This window comes from Nocardia sp. NPDC057668 (assembly GCF_042799795.1).
Lineage (GTDB): Bacteria > Actinomycetota > Actinomycetes > Mycobacteriales > Mycobacteriaceae > Nocardia.
The window spans coordinates 1,134,122-1,151,834 of sequence record NZ_JBHVIC010000001.1 but is presented as its reverse complement, the minus strand read 5'-3'; the positions used below and the strand labels follow the sequence as shown (position 1 = coordinate 1,151,834).

The following is a 17,713-nucleotide window of genomic DNA, read 5'->3' as shown; positions in this document are numbered from 1 at the left end:
ACAGCATGAGCGAACGCACGGTTCCCGGTGGTCTCGCGGAAGAGGCTGCCGGGCACGAGGATTCAGCGGGTCGCATCGTGGATCACGGTGCGGGCGAACCGGATCGGCTGCAGCGGCTGTGGACGCCGTATCGCATGTCCTACATCACCGGGGCCACCGCCGAGCGCAAGGAGCGCGCCGAGCAGGACCCGGACGCGCCCAAGAAGACCGGCCACCCGTTCACCGACATCCCGCAGATGTCGGACGAGGACGGCCTGGTGCTGGCGCGCGGGGACTGGGTGTACGCGGTGCTGAACCTGTACCCCTACAACCCCGGTCACATGATGGTGGTGCCGTACCGCCGCGTGGCGAACCTGGAGGATCTGACCCCGCAGGAGAGCGCCGAGCTGATGGCGTTCACCCAGCAGGCGATTCGGGTCATGAAGCAGGTCTCGCGGCCCGAGGGTTTCAATGTCGGTTTGAATCTCGGCGGTGTTGCCGGTGGTTCACTCGCCGATCACCTACATCAACACATCGTGCCCCGCTGGAGTGGCGACGCGAACTTCATTACCGTCGTCGGCGGTGTGAAGGTGATGCCGCAGCTGCTGCGCGAGACGCGGGCGCTGCTGGCGGAGGCATGGAAGGAATCCGAATAGCGTGCTGAGCTTCTTCGGTCGCGAAACGTTCGCCAAAGCGACTGCGCCCCTGGGCAAAGCGCTGGTGAGCACCGGTCTCACACCGGACGCGATGACGCTCATCGGTACGACCGCCACCATCGCCGCGGCGGTGACGCTGTTCCCGTCCGATCATCTGTTCTGGGGAACGATGGTGATCTGGCTGTTCGTCATGTTCGACATGCTCGACGGCGCGATGGCGCGGGCGCGCGGCGGCGGCACGAAATACGGTGCGGTGCTGGACGCCACCTGCGACCGCGTCGCCGACGGCGCGATCTTCGCGGGTCTGGCGTGGTGGGCCGTCTACAGCGAGGGCTCGCGCGAGCTGTTCGTGGCGACCCTGGTGGTACTGGTGACCTCGCAGGTCATCTCGTATGCCAAGGCGCGCGCCGAGGCGAGCGGGCTCTCTGCCGACGGCGGCCTCATCGAGCGCCCGGACCGTCTGGTCATCGTGCTGGTCGGCGCCGGATTCACCGGCATCGGCGGGTACTTCGGCATCGAATGGCTCTCGTACGCGGTGTACGCGGCCATGTACGCGCTGGCGGTGCTGAGCATCGTCACCGTGTTCCAGCGGGTGCTGGCCGTGCGTAATTCGCCCGGCGCCCGCGAGGTCATCGCTCCCGTGGCGGCGACCGGCAAGTCGACGAACGCGCCGGAGGAACCGCAGCGGTGAGCACCGATTTCACGTCCGCGATGACCGACAAGGCATACGCGGCCGGGTGGCGACTGGTGCGCGGACTCCCGGACGGGGCCGCGCGCAGGGTTTTCGACGCGGGCGCGGATGTCGCGGCGCGCAGATCGAACCGGGCGTCGCACGCCGGCCATCCGAATCAGTTGCGGCACAACCTGGCCCGGGTCATCGGAACCACGCCGGAACTCGTGCCCGACGCCCTGATCCGCGACAGCATGCGGGCCTACGCCCGGTATTGGCGCGAGGCGTTCCGGTTGCCGTCCATGAATCACGCGGAGATGGCGCGCTCGGGCATCATCCAGGTCGCGCAGATCGAGAATCTGGAAACGGCCCTGGAGGCCGGGCGCGGCGTGGTGCTCGTGCTGCCGCACTCGGGCAACTGGGATATGGCCGGCATGTGGCTGGTACAGAACTACGGTCCGTTCTCCACGGTGATGGAACGGTTGAAGCCGGAATCACTGTTCGAGCGATTCGTCGAGTATCGCGAGAGCCTGGGCTTCGAGGTGTTCGCGCTGACCGGCGGTGAGCAGCCGCCGTTCCACGCACTGGCCGATCGGCTCCGGCAGAACCGGGTCGTATGCCTGCTCGGTGAACGTGACCTGACCGGCAAGGGCGTGCCGGTGGAGTTCTTCGGAGAGCGCACCTGGATGCCGGCCGGCCCGGCCAAGCTGGCCGTCGAGACCGGCGCGGCGCTCATCCCGGTGCACGGCTGGTCCATCGTGGACGAGCAGGGTCGCGAGGCGTGGCGCTTCAAAACCGAACAGCCCCTTGATGTTTCCGGTGGAGTAGAAGCCGCGACGCAGGCCCTGGCAGCGCGCTTCGAAGCCAATATCGCCGAGCATCCCGCCGATTGGCACATGCTGCAACCGCTGTGGGAGGGCGATCTGTCGCCCGAGCGGCTCGATCGCATCGCGGCCGCGCAACAGCAGCTCGGTTACCGGGCGCCCGGCATCGCGCGGGGGGACAGCGCACAATGAGAATCGGCATGGTCTGCCCGTACTCGTTCGATGTGCCGGGCGGCGTGCAGTCGCATGTCGTCGAGCTCGCCCAGGTCCTGATCGAACGCGGGCACAAGGTGAGCGTGCTCGCCCCCGCCGCCGAGGACACCCCGCTGCCGGACTTCGTGGTCTCGGCCGGGCGCGCGGTCGCGATTCCCTACAACGGGTCGGTGGCGCGCCTGTCGTTCGGACCCACCGCCTACACCCGCATCCGGCGCTGGATCGCGGAGCACGACTTCGACGTGCTGCACATCCACGAGCCGAACGCGCCGAGTCTGTCCATGCTGGCGCTCAAGATCGCCGAGGGTCCCATCGTGGCGACCTTCCACACCTCGACCACGAAGTCGTTGGTGCTCAGTACTTTTCAGGGCGTGCTGCGCCCGTACCACGAGAAGATCAGCGGCCGGATCGCGGTCTCGGAACTGGCGCGGCGCTGGCAGGTGGAGGCATTGGGCGGGGACGCGGTCGAGATCCCCAACGGCGTGGACGTGCCCGCGTTCGCCAACGCTCCCGTGCTGGACGGTTATCCGCGCCCCGGGGGCAGCGTGCTGTTCCTGGGCCGGTTCGACGAGCCGCGCAAGGGCATGGACGTGTTGCTGGGCGCGCTGCCCGAACTGGTGCGCCGCCATCCCGAGGTCGAGGTGCTGATCGTGGGCCGCGGCGACGAGGACCGGCTGCGCCGCGAGGCCGGGGCCAACGCCTCGCACCTGCGTTTCCTGGGGCAGGTCACCGACGAGGAGAAGGCCTCGGCCATGCGCAGCGCCGACGTGTACTGCGCGCCCAATATCGGCGGCGAGAGCTTCGGCATCGTGCTGGTGGAGGCGATGGCCGCCGGAACCGCCGTGGTGGCGAGCGATCTGGACGCCTTCCGCCGGGTGCTGCGCGACGGCACCGCGGGCATGCTGGTGCCGGTGGGGGATTCGGATCAGCTCGCCGAGGCCCTGGACACCGTGCTGACCGACGCCGATCGGCGCGAGGAGCTCATCCGCACCGCCAATCAGGTGGTGGGCGAATACGACTGGCCGGTGGTCGCGGAGCAGATCCTGCGGGTCTACGAGACCGTCACCGTCGGTGACCTGCGCGTCAGGACCGCCGGGTGATCACTTTTTCCGCGACGGCCATTCTGGTCCTCGCGCTCATCGCCGCGCTCGTCATCACGGCCGGCGTCTGGGCCTACACCACCGCCAATCGCCTGGACCGGCTGCACGTGCGCTCGGATCAGGCGCGCAACGCACTGGACGCGGCCCTGGCCCGGCGCGCGGTCGTGGCGCGCACGGTGGCCGCGGTACTCGGGGTGCCGAGCGCGGATCCGGCGTTGTTCGAGCAGTCCCGCAGGCTCATCGCCCTGGCCGATCGGGCCGAGCGTTCGGACTGGCAGGGTCGCGAAGCGGTGGAGAACCAGCTCGCGGGCGCGCTGTCCGCGGTCGACATCGATTCGCTGCCACCGCAATTGGTGGCCGAACTGGCCGACGCCGAGGCGCGCGTGCTGATCGCCCGCCGCTTCCACAACGACGCGGTCCGCGACACCCTGGCCCTGCGCACCCGGCGCCTGGTCCGGATGCTGCACCTGGGCGGCACCGCACCGCTGCCGACGTATTTCGAGATCGCCGAGCGCGTGACCGCCGCCGCGTCCACCGGGCTCGAGGTGGACACCGTGCGCACCTCGGCGCGCGTGGTGCTGCTCGACGAGCAGAACCGGGTCCTGCTGCTGCGGGGCCGCGATCCCAAGGTCCCGGACGTCGATTTCTGGTTCACCATCGGGGGCGGCGTGGAATCCGGGGAATCCCTGCGCGCGGCCGCGATTCGCGAACTGCACGAGGAGACCGGCTACGTCGCCGACGCGGCCGGTTTGCGCGGGCCGCTGTGGCGTCGCGTCGCGGTCTTTCCCTTCAACGGCGAACTGATTCGATCCGAGGAACTCTTCTTCGCCCTGCGGGTGCGCAATTTCGAGCCCAAGCCCGCCAAACTCGACTTCATCGAACGCCGCTCGATCACGGGCAACAAATGGTGCGCCCCCGCCGACATCAAGGACCTCGATCACTCCGGCGAGACCGTCTACCCCTATCACCTGGACGAACTGCTCGCCGAGGCCATCGCAGCCGCGGATGCTGACATCGATCCCGAGGTCCGTTCCATCCGCTGAGCCGGCCGCCGTTCCGGTGGCCGAGACTTTAAGCGAAAGTGCTTAACTTTCGCCTACCTTGCGGATACGGTGAGCCGGTCAATGGTGATCGGTCGCAAGGATTTCGAATGAAGCTGATGTACGCGCTGTGGGGCTCCGGGCTGGACGAGCGGTTGCACGCGGCGGAACTGCGGCACCGGCTGACCGACCTCGGCGCGAGTGAGTTGCAGGTCAACGTGCGCGACGGTGACGTGGCCGCGGCGCAGGTGCGGCACTCCACGTACGAGTCGCCGATCGACGCGATCGTCAGCGTGCGCACCCGGGCCGGGCACGAGGCCGTGACCGCGGCCCTGTCGTCGGTGGCCGACGAGGTGAACGGGTGGATCGTGGACGAGCGGACGCCGATCGTGCCGCCGCGGGCGGAGAACGGGGCGCGCGCCGACGCGCTGGCGAATTTCGCGCTGCTGCGGATTCCCGCGGAGCTGACCCGGGAAGAGTGGTTGCACATCTGGCACGATCGGCACACCACCGTCGCCATCGAAACCCAGGACACGTTCGGGTACGTGCAGAACACCGTCACCGAGCCCGTCACCCCGGGCAACCGGGTCGACGCCCTGGTGGAAGAACTCTTCCCGATGACGGCCATGACCAGCGCGCACGCCTTCTACGGCACCGGCGGCGACGACGCCGAACTGCAGCGCCGGGTCACCCGGATGATGGAGAGCGTGGTGAGTTTCGGCGCGCATCTGAATCTGGATCTGGTGCCCACCAGCCGGTACGTCTACACCCTGACCTGATCCGGGTCCGAAAACCGGGCGCAGGCAACGGTATGCGCGCGCTAGTCTCGGGGCCACTGTCCCGACGGAGGATCTGAATCACCATGACGCATACCGTGCCCGGTGCAGCGCAGCCCCGAGCCGACGACCGGTACGACGAGTTCCTCGCGAGCGTGCGAGACCGATTCGCGGCGCAGGTCGCCGACGACGTCGAACTGTTCACCGTCGACACCGACGGTCTGTTCGAGGTCTTCCTGGGCGAACTGTCGCCGGATCTGCTGGCGGAGAACACCTGTGGGACCTGCCGCGCCTTCGTGCGCAGGTACGGCGGGCTGGTGGCGATCAGCCCGCGGGGCACGGCCGAATCGGTGCTGTGGCGCGGCGACGGCACCCCGCCGATGTACGCCAAGGCCGTCGCCGCCCTGTCCGAGGTGGTCGAGAACCGGCCCGTCACTTCGGTTTTCCGGTCCAGCGACGAGACCTGGGGCGTCGGGGCGACCGGTGACTGGACGCACCTGTCGGTGCGCCCGCCCGGCGGCCTCGTCTTTCCCGCGGGCGGGCTGTACACCGCGCGCCAGTACGCCGCCGCCAAGCGCGCGGACCGCGGGACGCTCGAGCGCGCGCTCGCGGAGTTCTCGATCGAGATCGTGCGAAAGGCGGTGGCACTGCTGCGCACCGAGCAGCTCTACCGCTCGGACGCCGTGCTCGGCGCGGGCACCTGGCTGCTGGAGCTGCACGAGCAGTTGGCGGCCGTGCGCGGCAAGGGCGTGGTCGCGCGACGACAGCGCGAGAATCTGCTGTGGCTGGCAACCGCTTCCGCGCCCGCCGGCTACTGCCACGTCAAGAGCGGCATGATCGGCACCCTGCTCGCCGACCTGGCCGCGGGCCTGCCTGCCGCGGAGATCGAGCGCCGCTTCGCCGAGAAGATGCATCCGCTGCAGTATCGCCGTCCCACCGCCGCCCCGACCGAGCAGATGATCGAGCGGGCGGAGCGGGTCATCGGCGAGCTGCGCGCGGCGGGATCGCTGGGGCGCAGGTTCGCCAAACTCGCGGACGTGCATCCGATGTGGTCGCCGGGCGCGGCCGCCACGCCGCGGGCCGGCGGCGTGTTCGGGCACCTGAAGCCGGCTGTGAAGACCGGGGCGGCAACCGATCTCGACGTCGATCCGGTGATCATCACCTGGGACAAGTTCGTCCGCACGGTCCTGGCGGGCGCCGAGCGCATCGAGTTGTCCGTGCCCGAGGCCAAGACCACCTACGGTGCGATGGTGACCGCGGCCGACGCCGCCGCGCCGCCGATCGTGCAGTGGGACAGGCCCGATCGGCGCAATCCGGTGACCTGGTACGTCTATGTCAACGGATCTCCGGCCGAGCAGTGGGGGCTTTCGCCGGGGGAGTTCCGCGAGGTGACCGCGGTCGTCGCGCATCCGGCGACCTGGCACGTCGAGGTCGATCGCACCCGGCGTGAGCAGTCGGTGCTGTTCGCCCTCGCGGGCGCCACCGACACGACCTACACCAAGGGCGCGGGCTTCTTCCCGGAATTCCTGTCCGGGGAATTGCACGAGATTCGAAAGACGCTGGAGGCGTACGCGAAAGACGCGGTGGTCGCGGACAGGGACGACGCCGAAGTCTGCGGACTGCTGGTGTCCAAGGGCGGCGCACTGAATCACACCTTCCGTGTGACGTCGGGGGGAATCCGAACTCGCTATACCCTCGATCGCTGGGATTAACCGGCCCGAACGCACATTCGGTGGTGGCACTCGCCACCACCGAAATGTGCACTCGATGCCGTTCGCGCGGTTGCGGATGTGGGTTCCGCGCATGTGGGCTATGGTCGGACACGCTTGCCGCACACCGGGTGTGGCGAGCTGGAACTGGAGGTGACTCGTTCGTGTCCTACCTGCTCTATGACTTTCTCATGCCCTACATGGGTCCCGCGGCCGCGGAATACTGGGCGACGGTATTCGTGCTGGAGCCGTTGAGCAATCACTAGCCGACCGGTGCCGGATCACCGCGTCCGGGGCTGTGAATTACCGGCCCGGGGGCAATGATCCGGCGGTTCGCGACGCTCGGGAATATCAGCCCAGCGGGCTGTGACCCAGGAGCACATGGCCGGTGAAGCGGAGCTGCTTGGCACGCGGCAGCGGGTGGAACAGGCAGCCGTGAATATCGCGGTACCACATTTCCAGCGGAAGACCGCGGGAATAGCCTGCGCCGCCGATGGTTTCGATGGCGAGACGAACGGTTTCGATGAGCTTGTCCGCGGAAACCGTTTTCCGGCTGAGAATTCGGGCGGCGCCGGCATCGGTGTTGTCGAAGTTCAGATTGTCCGAGGCGGTGAACATGGCCTCGATCACATCGACGGCCGTGGTGTAGGCGTTCATCATCTCGCCCGCCGAGCCGACGGTATGCGCGTCGGTGCGCCCCGCCAGCAGCTCCGTCACGGTTTCCACCGCACGATCGGCGATACCCAGGTAGGCGGCCATGACCAACGGCATGGCCGCGCCGATCACCACGTTGAGCACCGGCGGCCAGCCGGTCGCCGGGCGATTCAGCGAGACCGCGGCGTCCGGCACGAAGACGTCGTCGAAGACCACGGTGTGCGAGCCGCTGGCTCGCAATCCGAGGGTGTCCCAAGACTTTTCGATGCGGACGCCGTCCGCGCTCAGCGGCACGGCGAAGTGCAGCACGCGCGGTCCCTCGGGGGAGTCCTCCCACCGAATGCTGGACACCGCGATGGTGCCCGCCTCGCACCCGCTGGCCGGAGCCTTGCGGGCGGTGACGCGGTAGCCGCCGTCGACCTTGACCGCGTGACCGTTGGAGTCGACCCAGTCCGAGGCGCCGGTGCTCACCAGGAACGCGCCCGCGACGACCTTGCCGAAGACCGCACTGGCGTCGATGCCGTGCTTGTGCCGCCAGACCTGCGCGGCGACCAGATGGGTGTGCATGGCGAAGGCCACGGCGGTCGAGGGATCGTGCCGGCCCAGGACCCGCAGGATCTCGCCCATCTCGCGATGGCTGACGCCGCCGCCACCGAACTCCACCGGAACCAGCGCGGCGCTCAGGCCCGAGGATCGCAGCAGGTCGTAGGCCTCGGTGGTGAATTCACCGGTGCGATCACGTTCGGCTACGCCCGCGCTCAGTGTCGCGCCGACAGCGGTGGCGGTAGCGGTCCAGTCCAGGGTGGGGGATGCGGTGGTAGTCGTCATGTACGTTCGGCGCGTATACCTTTCGAGCGAAAGGTATTGCGATCGCGCCTTCCTCCTTGTGGTGGGTGGCCGGGGGTTGTGGTTGTGCGGGGTGGGCCCTGCGTGGGGCCGGTACTTGGTTGTTGATCGTGCGAATCGGCGGGATGCGCAACAGTGGAGCGAAAGATCATCGGATTCGTGATCCGGTGAAAAGGCTCTGTTGATGAAGGTAAAGACGTGCGCGATAACCGAATAGTCCAGAAAATGGACCTGTCGGCGCCGGGTCCATCGGGCCAGGTCCCGGCGGTGGAACGGCTCGATCTCGGTGAGGTGCGCGATGAAGATGACCACGGTGGCGGGCTACGGCCAGTACTGCCCGATCTCGCGGGCGCTCGACCTGCTGGGGGAGCGGTGGTCGCTGCTGATCCTGCGCGATCTGATCACCGGCACGACGCGATTCAATGATCTGGCCCGGGGTCTGCCCGGCCTGTCGCGCAGTCTGCTGGCCAAACGGCTGCGCCAGTTCGAGCGCGCCGGACTGGTCGAGAAAATCGATGTTCGGTATGTGCTGACCGATGCCGGGCGGGAGCTGGAACCCATTCTGTTCGGGCTCGGGGCCTGGGGTGCGCGCTGGTCGTTCGGTGAGCCCGAGCCCGCGGAGCTGGATGCGCAGCTGCTGGTGTGGTGGATGCACACGCGGCTGGACACGTCCTCGTTCCCGGGCAAGCGGCATGTGCTCGGGGTGCGGTTCAGCGATGATCCGCATCGGTACTGGATCGTGGTGGAAGGGGGTGTGCCCTCGGTGTGCGACTCCGATCCGGGATTTCCGGTCGATGTCACCATCGCCTCGGATGTGAGTTCGCTCTATCAGGTGTGGCTCGGGCGCATACCGCTGCACCATGCCGTGCGCACCGGCCGGCTCGAGTTCCAGGGGCCATCGGACCTGACGCGCCGCATGTCCAGCGTGCTTCGGCTCTCGCCTGTTGCGGCGGGTTAGCCTGCTGGCTGTGATCTGCATTACTGGCTGTCGATGCAGGCAGTCCAGTGGTGCCCAACTGGCTATGAAGTGGCCTCGGGTGGACGCCTAGAATCAGGGTGTTCGAAACCAGATGACCCCTCAATTGGCCCAGATGACACAGGAGTTTGCCGTGACCTCGTCCGACACCACACCCTCCATCGGCACCGCCCGCGTGAAGCGCGGCATGGCCGAGATGCTGAAGGGCGGTGTGATCATGGATGTCGTCAACGCCGAGCAGGCCAAGATCGCCGAAGACGCCGGCGCCGTCGCCGTCATGGCGCTCGAGCGCGTGCCCGCCGACATCCGCGCCCAGGGCGGCGTCTCGCGCATGTCCGATCCGGACATGATCGACGGCATCATCGCCGCGGTGTCCATCCCGGTCATGGCCAAGGCGCGCATCGGCCACTTCGTCGAGGCGCAGATCCTGCAGTCGCTCGGTGTGGACTACATCGACGAGTCCGAGGTGCTGACCCCGGCCGACTACGCCAACCACATCGACAAGTGGAACTACACCGTGCCCTTCGTCTGTGGCGCGACCAACCTGGGCGAGGCGCTGCGCCGGATCACCGAGGGCGCGGCCATGATTCGCTCCAAGGGTGAGGCCGGCACCGGCGACGTGTCCAACGCCACCACCCACATGCGCACCATCCGCGGCGAGATCCGCCGCCTGACCTCGCTGTCCGAGGACGAGCTCTTCGTGGCCGCCAAGGAACTGCAGGCGCCGTACGAGCTGGTCCGCGAGGTCGCCGAGACCGGCAAGCTGCCGGTCGTCATGTTCACCGCCGGTGGCATCGCCACCCCGGCCGACGCCGCCATGATGATGCAGCTCGGCGCCGAGGGCGTGTTCGTCGGCTCGGGCATCTTCAAGTCCGGCAACCCGGAGCAGCGCGCGGCGGCCATCGTCAAGGCCACCACCTTCTACGACGACGCCGATGTGCTCGCCAAGGTCTCGCGCGGTCTGGGCGAGGCCATGGTCGGCATCAACGTCGAGGAGATCCCGCAGCCGCACCGGCTCGCCGAGCGCGGCTGGTAAGCGGCGCGGCGTAGCGCGAACTCACCGCCGGGTGGTCCTTCGGGACCGCCCGGCGGTTCTTTGTTTCGTGACCTTGAATTGCCGGGAGCGGCAAGGGTTCGGTGCCGAATGTGTGCGGCTTTCCGTGCCTCGGGCTCTAGACAGCGCGCCATTGTTGTGCCGCGACGCCTTTCGATTTGTTTGGTATTTGCTGTGCATTGCGAAATGTCAAGGATGCCATACGCGGCAATGGATTACGGCGGGTATCGGGCCGGACCGCTGTTTGCCTGCGAAGTTGGTTCCAGCTAACCCCGGCAACTTTTCGGTCATTGTGCCGGAACAAATTTACTACCTGCTGATTCGTCGCTAATGTTCGGCTCAGCCGCCGGTGGGACGGTCCCGGCGCGGCCTTCCGGCAAGGAGCCCGCATGCTCGAAATCAATCAGTTCACCTACGGGTGGCTGACTCCGCTTCTGGCGTATGCCATGTCGGTCACCGGGTCGTTGCTGGCCCTGCGCTGCATGGTCCGGGCGCGGGGCGATTCGGGGCACGGCGGGTGGATAGCGACGGGCGCGGTTGCGCTGGGCGGCACCGGGATATGGGTCATGCATTTCATCGCGATGCTCGGGTTCTCGGTGCACAACGCGACCATTCGATACGACATTCCGGTGACGATATTGAGCGCGGCCATCGCGATGGGCGTGGTGTGGCTGGGATTGTCGATCGTGGTGAACCGGCACGGGGGTGAGGGATTCGCGCTCTGCGTGGGCGGCGCGGTCACCGGGCTCGGGGTGGGGGCCATGCACTACTCGGGCATGTACGCGATGAAAACCGATGTGGCCGTGCGCTTCGACCCGTGGATCGTGTTCCTGTCGCTGGTGATCGCGGTGGTGGCGGCGACGGCGGCGCTGTGGTTCGCGCTGCACGTGGACGGCATCGTGGCCACGATCGGGGCGGCGCTGATCATGGGAATCGCGGTGTGCGGCATGCACTACACCGGAATGTTCGCGATGCGGGCGCACGTGGCCGACCACGTCGCCGCGCCCTCGGGCGCGCAGGCCGGTCAGCTGCTGACCCCCTTGATCATCGCGGTCAGCATGGTGACGATGCTCCTGCTGCTGCAGGTCGGCATCACCGACATCGACGAGCCCGACCTGAGCCGGATCCGCGGCCAGCACGCCAGCCGCTACTGGCCGGTTCCCGAAAAGCCCAGGCGCCGTTTCCGTCCCGAGGATCGCCCCCGCCCGCGTTTCCGCGCCGACGACTTCCCCACCGAGAAGTTCGATCCCCGCCACCGCCGCATGGACGGCTAGCCCGGAAACCGCCGTGACGTAGCGGTTCCGCTTTGCCAGGATGGGTCGGTGATCACCGCACCGCCGACCTTCCGCGGTGAGTTCGAGACGCATGTGACCGTGCGCGCCGACTCCCCGGCCACCCTGGACGCCTTCGAACGCTTCGCGGGCGCAAGGGATCTGAAGTTCACCCACATCCGGCTCGCGCGCGGGCGGGTCCGCGAGCAGCCGATGCTGACGGCGGGCTTCGCCGGCGCGTACGCGGAGGTGCGAGCGTCGGTCGATCGGCTGGTGGCGGATGTGGTGGCGGCCGGTTTCCCGGTGGTGCGCACGAAGATCGAGGCCACGCCGTGGGCCGAGGGTGTTCCCGCCGATGACGAGCAGGCTCGTGCACTGGGTCCGGGCTACTACTTCGAACACCACGTGAAGCTCTTGCTCCCCGTGGGCACGGATGGCGACGCCCTCGCGGCGGTGGCCGCCGTGCACGCGGCTCACCTGTCCGTCAACGCCCGCCGTACTCGCGCGGGCGGCGGCGCGGAGCGTTTCGTCACCCAGCGCTGCCGCCTGGTCGGCGATGCCGACGCCGCGGCCCGAGCCCGGGAGCTGCTGGTGGATCTGGAGCTGCGCGGCTACGAAATCCTTTCCGTGGAACGCGAGTTCGTGGTTCACGACAGTGACGAGTCCGTCGACGCGGGCTGGATCGATGAGCGCCGCGAATCGTTGACGGCCGATGTGAGGGGTGCGGTGTTGTGACGGTTACGCCGTGGGACGAGTTTCGGTACGGGCCGTGGAGTGCCGATCTGGTGGTGCCGGGGGAACCACCGTCGGAGGAGGTGCGGGCGCGGCGGGGGTTGCCCGGCACCTTGCGGCCCGTGCCCGGGGACGGGGTGGTGCAGCGGCCGGTGTTCGATCCGGCGATGACCGGTCGGCCGTACGGCATGCGGTTGAGCGAGCCGTATTTCGCCGATGCCGGGCGCGGCGCGGGGTGGTTGGCGGCGCGCCGGGCGGCGATCGATCATGTGCTGGCGGCGGTGGCCGGATCGGAGTGGGCGGGACAGCTCATGGTGCGGGGGAGCGTGCTGCTGGCGGCGTGGTTCGGCGCCGCCGCGCGGGAGCCGGGAGACGTGGATTTCGTTGTGCTGGATCAGGGGTGGGCGGTCGACTCGGATAGGACCACCTCGATGTTCGGGGATCTGGCGGTGCGGGCCGAGCATGCGTCGCGGGCGGCGGACAGCGTCGTGCGCCTCGACGCGGCGGGTGCGCTGGACAGCGAGATCTGGACCTACGATCGGGTCCCCGGTCGCCGCCTCGTACTGCCCTGGACATCGACCGCCCGCGGAATTCCCTCCGGCACGGTGCAACTCGATTTCGTCTTCAACGAGACCCCGCCGCAGGCTCCGGCCTGGACCGAGATCGCGCGCGTCGGTACTCCGGGTCCGGCGGCGCGGTTGATCGCGGCGAGCCCGGAGCTGTCCCTGGCGTGGAAGCTGCTGTGGATCTACACCGACAGGTACCCCGAAGGCAAAGACCTGTACGACGCGGTGCTGCTCGCCGAGAACTGCACGCTGCCGCCGGACCTGCTGAACGCCGTGATCGGCGAGGTGACGCTGGCGAGCGTGCCGAACGCCGTGTTCGAAGCGGACTGGGAGGAGTTCGCCAAGGACTATCCGCGGCTCGCGAACGATCGGGACTCGATGATCTGGCGTTTGACGGTGGCCCTCGCACCGACCTTGACGCCCGGCCTGGGCCCTGCCCTGTACGACGAGATAGCCCGCTTCCTGGCGCGCGGAATCTCCAAGCAGCGCAAGCAATTCGCGACGAAGGGAAACACGGTGGTCCAGGACCTCCTCGATCCCACCTACCCCCCGACCCCCTACCTGCTCGTGATGCTCCGCGAGATCCTGGGCCCGGCAGCGCATTCCCTGGACGACGTCGCCGATCTCGTAGCCGCGCGGTGGCGGGAGATCGGGGCCGACGTGCTCCGCGCCGATCCGCACACGGTCGCCTCGGGCTTGCGGTGACGAACGCGGACCCCGCTCCCGGCTCGATCCATTTCGGCCGTGGATTCGCCGGTTTCACGGCGGGGCACGTGAGAGTGGTTCGGAAAGGGCGGAATTCGGGCTCGGGAGATCAGGGAGCGCCGTGCAGGGGGACCGCGCCGGGGACCGCGGCCACGGCTTCCGCGCCTGCCGCGTCGGCGGCCACGTAGAAGTCCGCCGTCGTCGCGCCGTTGAAGAAATCGCCGGCCCAGCCCGCCGTCAAGAGCTCGACCGCGTCGATGTTCGTGGCGTCGGGGGTGCCGCAGAGGGCCTCGCCGAGGGCGTCGGAGCTGGTGCCCTCGGCGTCGGTGTGCGTGCCCGCGGGGAGGCGGACGCCGAGGAAGGGGCGGTGCAGGAGGGACTCCAGGGCCGTCGTGCCGGTGCCGAAGTTGTTGCACAGGGACGGGGGTGCGGAGATCGCGAGGATCGGGAGGTCGGTGTCGTCCAGGTCGGTGAGGGCGCGGTCGGTGTTCGCGCCGAGGAAGGATTTCACCGGGTCCAGGAGCACCACCCCGCGCAGGTGGTCCCAGGTTTCGGGGTGGCGGACGTGCAGGGAGTGGGCGACGTACTCCACGGCTTCCCCGCCCGCCGAGTGTCCGACGAAGACGAAGTTCGCGGGGATGGCCGGGGGCGTCACGCCCTGGCGGGCGGCCGCGTCGGACAGGCTGCGGGACAGCGCGCCCGCGGGGTCGCCGGCGGTGGCGGTGGCGAAGAGCGTGGCGATCGCGTCGAGGAACGGGGTGTTGTCGCCCAGGTTCTGCAGGGTGCAGCCCGCGAGGTCGAAGAACGGCAGGCTCGGGGCGAACACGAGATAGCCGGAGTCGGACAGCGTCCGGGCCAGGCTCGCGACGTTGTCGGAGTTGCGCGCGAACCCGTGCTGCACCCAGACCAGTCCGCGCGGATCGCCCTCGGGCAGATACCAGCTCGCGCTCTGGCGCAGTACCGATGCGGCGCAGGGTATTTCGATCGATCCGCCGAGTACCGGGGCGGCAGCGGCCGGGGCCGTCGCGGGCCCGGCGGACACGACCGCGATCAGCGCCGCGGCGACGGCGGCCAGGGCCGGTCCTCGATGGTTCATGGCTACTCCCGTGGTGAGCGCACCGCCCTCTGAGAAAGTGGTGTTTCATACTTGGCGTGCTCAGTATGTGGGTGCGAGCCGATCTTGGTTGACGGTTCGCCGATGAGCGCCGATTTCGCCGAGAGTGGGTAGCCCATGGTGTCCGTCCTGATGCTGGCGATCGCCGCGGTGCAGCTGGCCTGCGTCGCCGCGCTACCGATCGCGCTGCGCGAACCGCGGGTGTGGTTGCTGCGCCTGGTGGGCGTGGGCGTGGCCTACGACTCGGCGATCATCGGCCTCGGTGCGCTGATCGGCGCGGGCGATCTGCTGCACGACCTGAGCATGGGCCGTTTCCTCGGCCACGCGATCCTCACGCCGCTGCTCGTGGTCTGGGCCGCGGATCGGGTCCGGACCCGGTGGTTCCCGGTGTGGGCGGCGTGGCTGGTGACGCTCGCGCTCGTGGCGTGGGCGCTGCTGAGCGAGGTGGCCGGACTCGAACTCGAGACCCGGGACTACGCCGACACCCTGCGCTACACGGCGCGGGATCCCGCCGGGCCGCCGTATCCGACCCTGGTCGTCATCGCCCTGCTCTTCGTCGCGTGCGTGGTGCTGTGGCGGCGCGAGGGCCTGTATTGGCCGCTGCTCGGCGTCATCGGGGTGACCGTGGCGTCCGGGGCCGCGTTCGCGGTCCCGCCGCTGGGCAACGCGGGCGAGGCGCTGCTGCTCGCGGGACTGGTGACCGCCGAGCGTTCCCGGCCCGAGCGGCTCGACGCCGATCTGCCGAACTGAAGCCGTTCCCCGCGGGCTCAGCGCCGATCGGCCGGGCTGAGCCGGACGGCCGGGCGGTCGGGGTGATCCCAGGCGACCAGCAGGTCCGGCTCCTGCGGATGCGACCGGGCGTGTTCGACCGCCGCGGTGACGGTGAAGCCGTTCTCGGGCGCGGTGCGCCGCCGCACCGCCGCCTCGGACATGCGCAGTGCGACCGAGAGATCGACCGACAGCCCCCGGCCCAGCAGCATCGGCCCGGCGATCAGCACCACCAATCCGGCCGGGGCGGTGCGGATTCGGGCGCGGGCGGAGCGATCGGTGGTCTCGTTCCAGAGCGCGGGCAGCCACCGCCCGTGTTCGTGCAGCGCGTCGATCACCTCGCGGGTGAGTGCGGGATAGTCGAACCAGCCTGTGCGGTAGGTGAATTCGTCGTCGCGATCGTATTCCAGCCGCACCGAGGCGGGCCGGACGTAATCGTGCAGCGACACCACTTCGGCCGGGCGGCCGTGCGCGCGCAGGTGGGCGGCGACCTTGTGCGCGAAGGACACCGGATCGGCGGCGTCGGCCCCGTCGACGGCCACGATCGCGAACCCGGGCAGGTCCGCCGCGCGGCCCGCGACCAGTTCGGTCAGGGCGTCGGGGGAGATCGGGGCGAACGCGGGCACCAGCCCATCATGCCGGTCGCGAACACCGGCCCGCCCGTGCCGGTGGTCGCGCCGACTTTGCCGCGCAGCGCTCAGGAGTAGTCGCGGAACGTCATCAGGAGTCCGGCCGCGCCGAGCACGAACAACCCGATCCAGCAGAGCACTCGCACCCACGTCCACGGCAGGTCCCGCACCCACAGCCCGCTGACCAGGACCGTGATCAACATCAGCGCCCCGTAGAAGGGCGTGCGCTCGGGATGACCGCCCATAGTTCCTGGGTACGCCCTTTTCCGTGCCCGCGCCACCGCCCGCCCTGACACGCGGACTCGGGACGGGTACCGTCCGCCGGATCCCCGGTCCCCGGTTGTTAGCCTGAGCCGGACAATCCGGAAGGGGACGTGCATGGCGACGATCGAAGAGGCCCTCGAAATAGAGCGGCTCGAGCGCGACATCTTCCGCGGCGCGTCCACCAAGACGCAGCTGCCCCGCACCTTCGGCGGCCAGGTCGCCGGGCAGTCGCTGGTGGCGGCGGTGCGCACGGTGGATCCGCACTACCAGGTGCATTCGCTGCACGGCTACTTCCTGCGCCCGGGCAACCCGCTCGAGCCGACCGTCTACCTGGTCGATCGCATTCGCGACGGCCGCTCGTTCTGCACCCGCCGCGTGACCGGCGTCCAGAACGGCGAGGCCATCTTCACCATGTCGGCCTCCTTCCACACCGCCGGCGACGAGGGCCCCGAGCATCAGGACGAGATGCCGCAGGTGCCGCCGCCGGACGAGCTGCCCGACGCCATGACCACCATGAGCCCGGAACGCCTGTGGGCCATGCGCGAATGGGAGCACTGGGACATTCGCACCGTGCCGCAGGAGCAGGTGGCCCGCCGCGACGGCCTCGCCGCCCAGCAGCAGGTGTGGTTCCGGTACCGGCATCCGCTGCCCGAGGATCCGCTGTTCCACGTCTGCACCCTGGCGTACATGAGCGATATGACCCTGCTCGGCTCGTCCAAAGTGCCGCACCCGGATTCGCCGACCCAGAACGCCTCGCTCGATCACGCCATGTGGTTCCTGCGCGACTTCCGCGCCGACGACTGGCTGCTGTACGACCAGCAGTCCCCGTCCGCGGGCTTCGGCCGCGCGCTGACCGCGGGCCGCATCTGGAATCAGCGGGGCGAGCTCGTGGCGGTCGTGGTCCAGGAGGGCCTGATTCGCACCTTCCGCGACAAGAACGCCGAGTCGTTCCCGCCCGGGACGAACTGAGCTCGAACGGGGGTTCGCGGTGATCTGCCGTCGGCGAGATCGCCGCGAGCCGGGGCGATGACCTCGACCGTCGGGCCGTGAGCCGGTTGCGTCCGAGACCGGTTGACGGGTTGGCCGCCGGGCCGGTCGGGATCCCGCCACGCGATCCGAACCGGCACGGCGACAACCGCTTCCGGCAAGCACGGGGCCCCGGCGACC

At 69.0% G+C, this 17,713-nt stretch carries 18 protein-coding genes; 14 read left to right on the top strand and 4 right to left on the bottom strand.

What is annotated here, in order from left to right; all coding sequences use genetic code 11:
- Nucleotides 1-5: 5 nt before the first annotated feature.
- From ACFVBH_RS05425 to ACFVBH_RS05395, 7 genes are all read left to right on the top strand, one after another.
- Entirely contained in the window at nt 6-635 is a 630-nt protein-coding gene (locus ACFVBH_RS05425; protein WP_379000020.1) for an HIT family protein, read from the top strand.
- Nucleotide 636: 1 nt separating this feature from the next.
- Nucleotides 637-1,326 carry a phosphatidylinositol phosphate synthase gene (gene pgsA / locus ACFVBH_RS05420; protein ID WP_354988840.1) on the top strand — a complete coding sequence of 230 codons (690 nt, stop codon included), beginning with the start codon at nt 637-639 and terminating at the stop codon, nt 1,324-1,326.
- The gene (locus ACFVBH_RS05415) at nt 1,323-2,321 is read left to right on the top strand and encodes a phosphatidylinositol mannoside acyltransferase (protein WP_354988839.1); all 999 of its coding nucleotides are present in this window, start codon (nt 1,323-1,325) and stop codon (nt 2,319-2,321) included. The genes pgsA and ACFVBH_RS05415 overlap by 4 nt, the downstream gene beginning before the upstream one ends.
- Nucleotides 2,318-3,442, top strand: a complete 1,125-nt coding sequence (locus ACFVBH_RS05410) for a glycosyltransferase family 4 protein (RefSeq protein WP_379000017.1) — start codon at nt 2,318-2,320, stop codon at nt 3,440-3,442. Before ACFVBH_RS05415 ends, ACFVBH_RS05410 begins: the two co-directional genes overlap by 4 nt.
- The gene (locus ACFVBH_RS05405) at nt 3,442-4,485 is read left to right on the top strand and encodes an NUDIX domain-containing protein (protein WP_379001597.1); all 1,044 of its coding nucleotides are present in this window, start codon (nt 3,442-3,444) and stop codon (nt 4,483-4,485) included. Before ACFVBH_RS05410 ends, ACFVBH_RS05405 begins: the two co-directional genes overlap by 1 nt.
- 107 nt (nt 4,486-4,592) lie before the next feature.
- A complete protein-coding gene (locus ACFVBH_RS05400) occupies nt 4,593-5,261 on the top strand; it encodes a hypothetical protein (protein WP_379000015.1) in 669 nt (222 codons plus the stop codon).
- Between the two features lie 83 nt (nt 5,262-5,344).
- On the top strand, nt 5,345-6,970 hold the full coding sequence (locus ACFVBH_RS05395; RefSeq protein WP_379000013.1) for a hypothetical protein: 1,626 nt from the start codon (nt 5,345-5,347) through the stop codon (nt 6,968-6,970).
- Between the two features lie 348 nt (nt 6,971-7,318).
- Here ACFVBH_RS05395 and ACFVBH_RS05390 read toward each other — a convergent pair whose 3' ends face one another.
- Nucleotides 7,319-8,449, bottom strand: coding sequence for an acyl-CoA dehydrogenase family protein (locus ACFVBH_RS05390; RefSeq protein WP_379000011.1), 1,131 nt, complete (start codon nt 8,447-8,449; stop codon nt 7,319-7,321).
- A 316-nt stretch (nt 8,450-8,765) separates the two neighbouring features.
- Here ACFVBH_RS05390 and ACFVBH_RS05385 point away from each other — a divergent pair, with 316 nt between their 5' ends.
- The 5 genes from ACFVBH_RS05385 (at nt 8,766) to ACFVBH_RS05365 (ending at nt 13,771) form a co-directional block, all read left to right on the top strand.
- Nucleotides 8,766-9,425 carry a winged helix-turn-helix transcriptional regulator gene (locus ACFVBH_RS05385; protein ID WP_379000009.1) on the top strand — a complete coding sequence of 220 codons (660 nt, stop codon included), beginning with the start codon at nt 8,766-8,768 and terminating at the stop codon, nt 9,423-9,425.
- A 133-nt stretch (nt 9,426-9,558) separates the two neighbouring features.
- On the top strand, nt 9,559-10,479 hold the full coding sequence (gene pdxS / locus ACFVBH_RS05380; RefSeq protein ID WP_354988833.1) for a pyridoxal 5'-phosphate synthase lyase subunit PdxS: 921 nt from the start codon (nt 9,559-9,561) through the stop codon (nt 10,477-10,479).
- A gap of 407 nt (nt 10,480-10,886) precedes the next feature.
- On the top strand, nt 10,887-11,771 hold the full coding sequence (locus tag ACFVBH_RS05375) for an MHYT domain-containing protein (protein WP_379000006.1): 885 nt from the start codon (nt 10,887-10,889) through the stop codon (nt 11,769-11,771).
- 48 nt (nt 11,772-11,819) lie between these two features.
- Complete coding sequence (locus tag ACFVBH_RS05370) at nt 11,820-12,503, top strand: hypothetical protein (RefSeq protein WP_379000004.1); 684 nt, start codon at nt 11,820-11,822, stop codon at nt 12,501-12,503.
- Nucleotides 12,500-13,771 carry a nucleotidyl transferase AbiEii/AbiGii toxin family protein gene (locus ACFVBH_RS05365; protein WP_379000002.1) on the top strand — a complete coding sequence of 424 codons (1,272 nt, stop codon included), beginning with the start codon at nt 12,500-12,502 and terminating at the stop codon, nt 13,769-13,771. The genes ACFVBH_RS05370 and ACFVBH_RS05365 overlap by 4 nt, the downstream gene beginning before the upstream one ends.
- Before the next feature lie 109 nt (nt 13,772-13,880).
- Here ACFVBH_RS05365 and ACFVBH_RS05360 read toward each other — a convergent pair whose 3' ends face one another.
- Nucleotides 13,881-14,867 carry a hypothetical protein gene (locus ACFVBH_RS05360; RefSeq protein WP_379000000.1) on the bottom strand — a complete coding sequence of 329 codons (987 nt, stop codon included), beginning with the start codon at nt 14,865-14,867 and terminating at the stop codon, nt 13,881-13,883.
- Between the two features lie 135 nt (nt 14,868-15,002).
- On the opposite strand from ACFVBH_RS05360, the gene ACFVBH_RS05355 reads away from it, so the two are divergent.
- A complete protein-coding gene (locus ACFVBH_RS05355; protein WP_378999998.1) occupies nt 15,003-15,635 on the top strand; it encodes a hypothetical protein in 633 nt (210 codons plus the stop codon).
- Nucleotides 15,636-15,652: 17 nt separating this feature from the next.
- On the opposite strand, the gene ACFVBH_RS05350 is transcribed toward ACFVBH_RS05355, so the two are convergent.
- Together ACFVBH_RS05350 and ACFVBH_RS05345 are read right to left on the bottom strand one after the other, a co-directional pair.
- Nucleotides 15,653-16,279 carry a hypothetical protein gene (locus ACFVBH_RS05350; RefSeq protein WP_378999996.1) on the bottom strand — a complete coding sequence of 209 codons (627 nt, stop codon included), beginning with the start codon at nt 16,277-16,279 and terminating at the stop codon, nt 15,653-15,655.
- A 71-nt stretch (nt 16,280-16,350) separates the two neighbouring features.
- Nucleotides 16,351-16,527 (bottom strand): hypothetical protein, encoded by a 177-nt coding sequence (locus ACFVBH_RS05345; RefSeq protein ID WP_354988826.1) that lies wholly within the window; start codon nt 16,525-16,527, stop codon nt 16,351-16,353.
- Nucleotides 16,528-16,660: 133 nt separating this feature from the next.
- Between ACFVBH_RS05345 and ACFVBH_RS05340 the strand changes: the two genes are divergently transcribed.
- Nucleotides 16,661-17,515, top strand: coding sequence for an acyl-CoA thioesterase II (locus tag ACFVBH_RS05340; RefSeq protein ID WP_354988825.1), 855 nt, complete (start codon nt 16,661-16,663; stop codon nt 17,513-17,515).
- Nucleotides 17,516-17,713: the final 198 nt, after the last annotated feature.

Excerpts from the sequence above, each read along its gene's own strand:
- ACFVBH_RS05395 (WP_379000013.1), top strand. The coding sequence starts at position 5,345 with ATGACGCATACCGTGCCCGGTGCAGCGCAGCCCCGAGCCGACGACCGG.
- ACFVBH_RS05360 (WP_379000000.1), bottom strand. The coding sequence starts at position 14,867 with ATGAACCATCGAGGACCGGCCCTGGCCGCCGTCGCCGCGGCGCTGATC.
- ACFVBH_RS05375 (WP_379000006.1), top strand. The coding sequence starts at position 10,887 with ATGCTCGAAATCAATCAGTTCACCTACGGGTGGCTGACTCCGCTTCTG.
- ACFVBH_RS05410 (WP_379000017.1), top strand. The coding sequence starts at position 2,318 with ATGAGAATCGGCATGGTCTGCCCGTACTCGTTCGATGTGCCGGGCGGC.
- ACFVBH_RS05400 (WP_379000015.1), top strand. The coding sequence starts at position 4,593 with ATGAAGCTGATGTACGCGCTGTGGGGCTCCGGGCTGGACGAGCGGTTG.
- ACFVBH_RS05425 (WP_379000020.1), top strand. The coding sequence starts at position 6 with ATGAGCGAACGCACGGTTCCCGGTGGTCTCGCGGAAGAGGCTGCCGGG.
- ACFVBH_RS05390 (WP_379000011.1), bottom strand. The coding sequence starts at position 8,449 with ATGACGACTACCACCGCATCCCCCACCCTGGACTGGACCGCTACCGCC.
- ACFVBH_RS05355 (WP_378999998.1), top strand. The coding sequence starts at position 15,003 with ATGGTGTCCGTCCTGATGCTGGCGATCGCCGCGGTGCAGCTGGCCTGC.
- ACFVBH_RS05340 (WP_354988825.1), top strand. The coding sequence starts at position 16,661 with ATGGCGACGATCGAAGAGGCCCTCGAAATAGAGCGGCTCGAGCGCGAC.
- ACFVBH_RS05385 (WP_379000009.1), top strand. The coding sequence starts at position 8,766 with ATGAAGATGACCACGGTGGCGGGCTACGGCCAGTACTGCCCGATCTCG.
- ACFVBH_RS05345 (WP_354988826.1), bottom strand. The coding sequence starts at position 16,527 with ATGGGCGGTCATCCCGAGCGCACGCCCTTCTACGGGGCGCTGATGTTG.
- pdxS (WP_354988833.1), top strand. The coding sequence starts at position 9,559 with ATGACACAGGAGTTTGCCGTGACCTCGTCCGACACCACACCCTCCATC.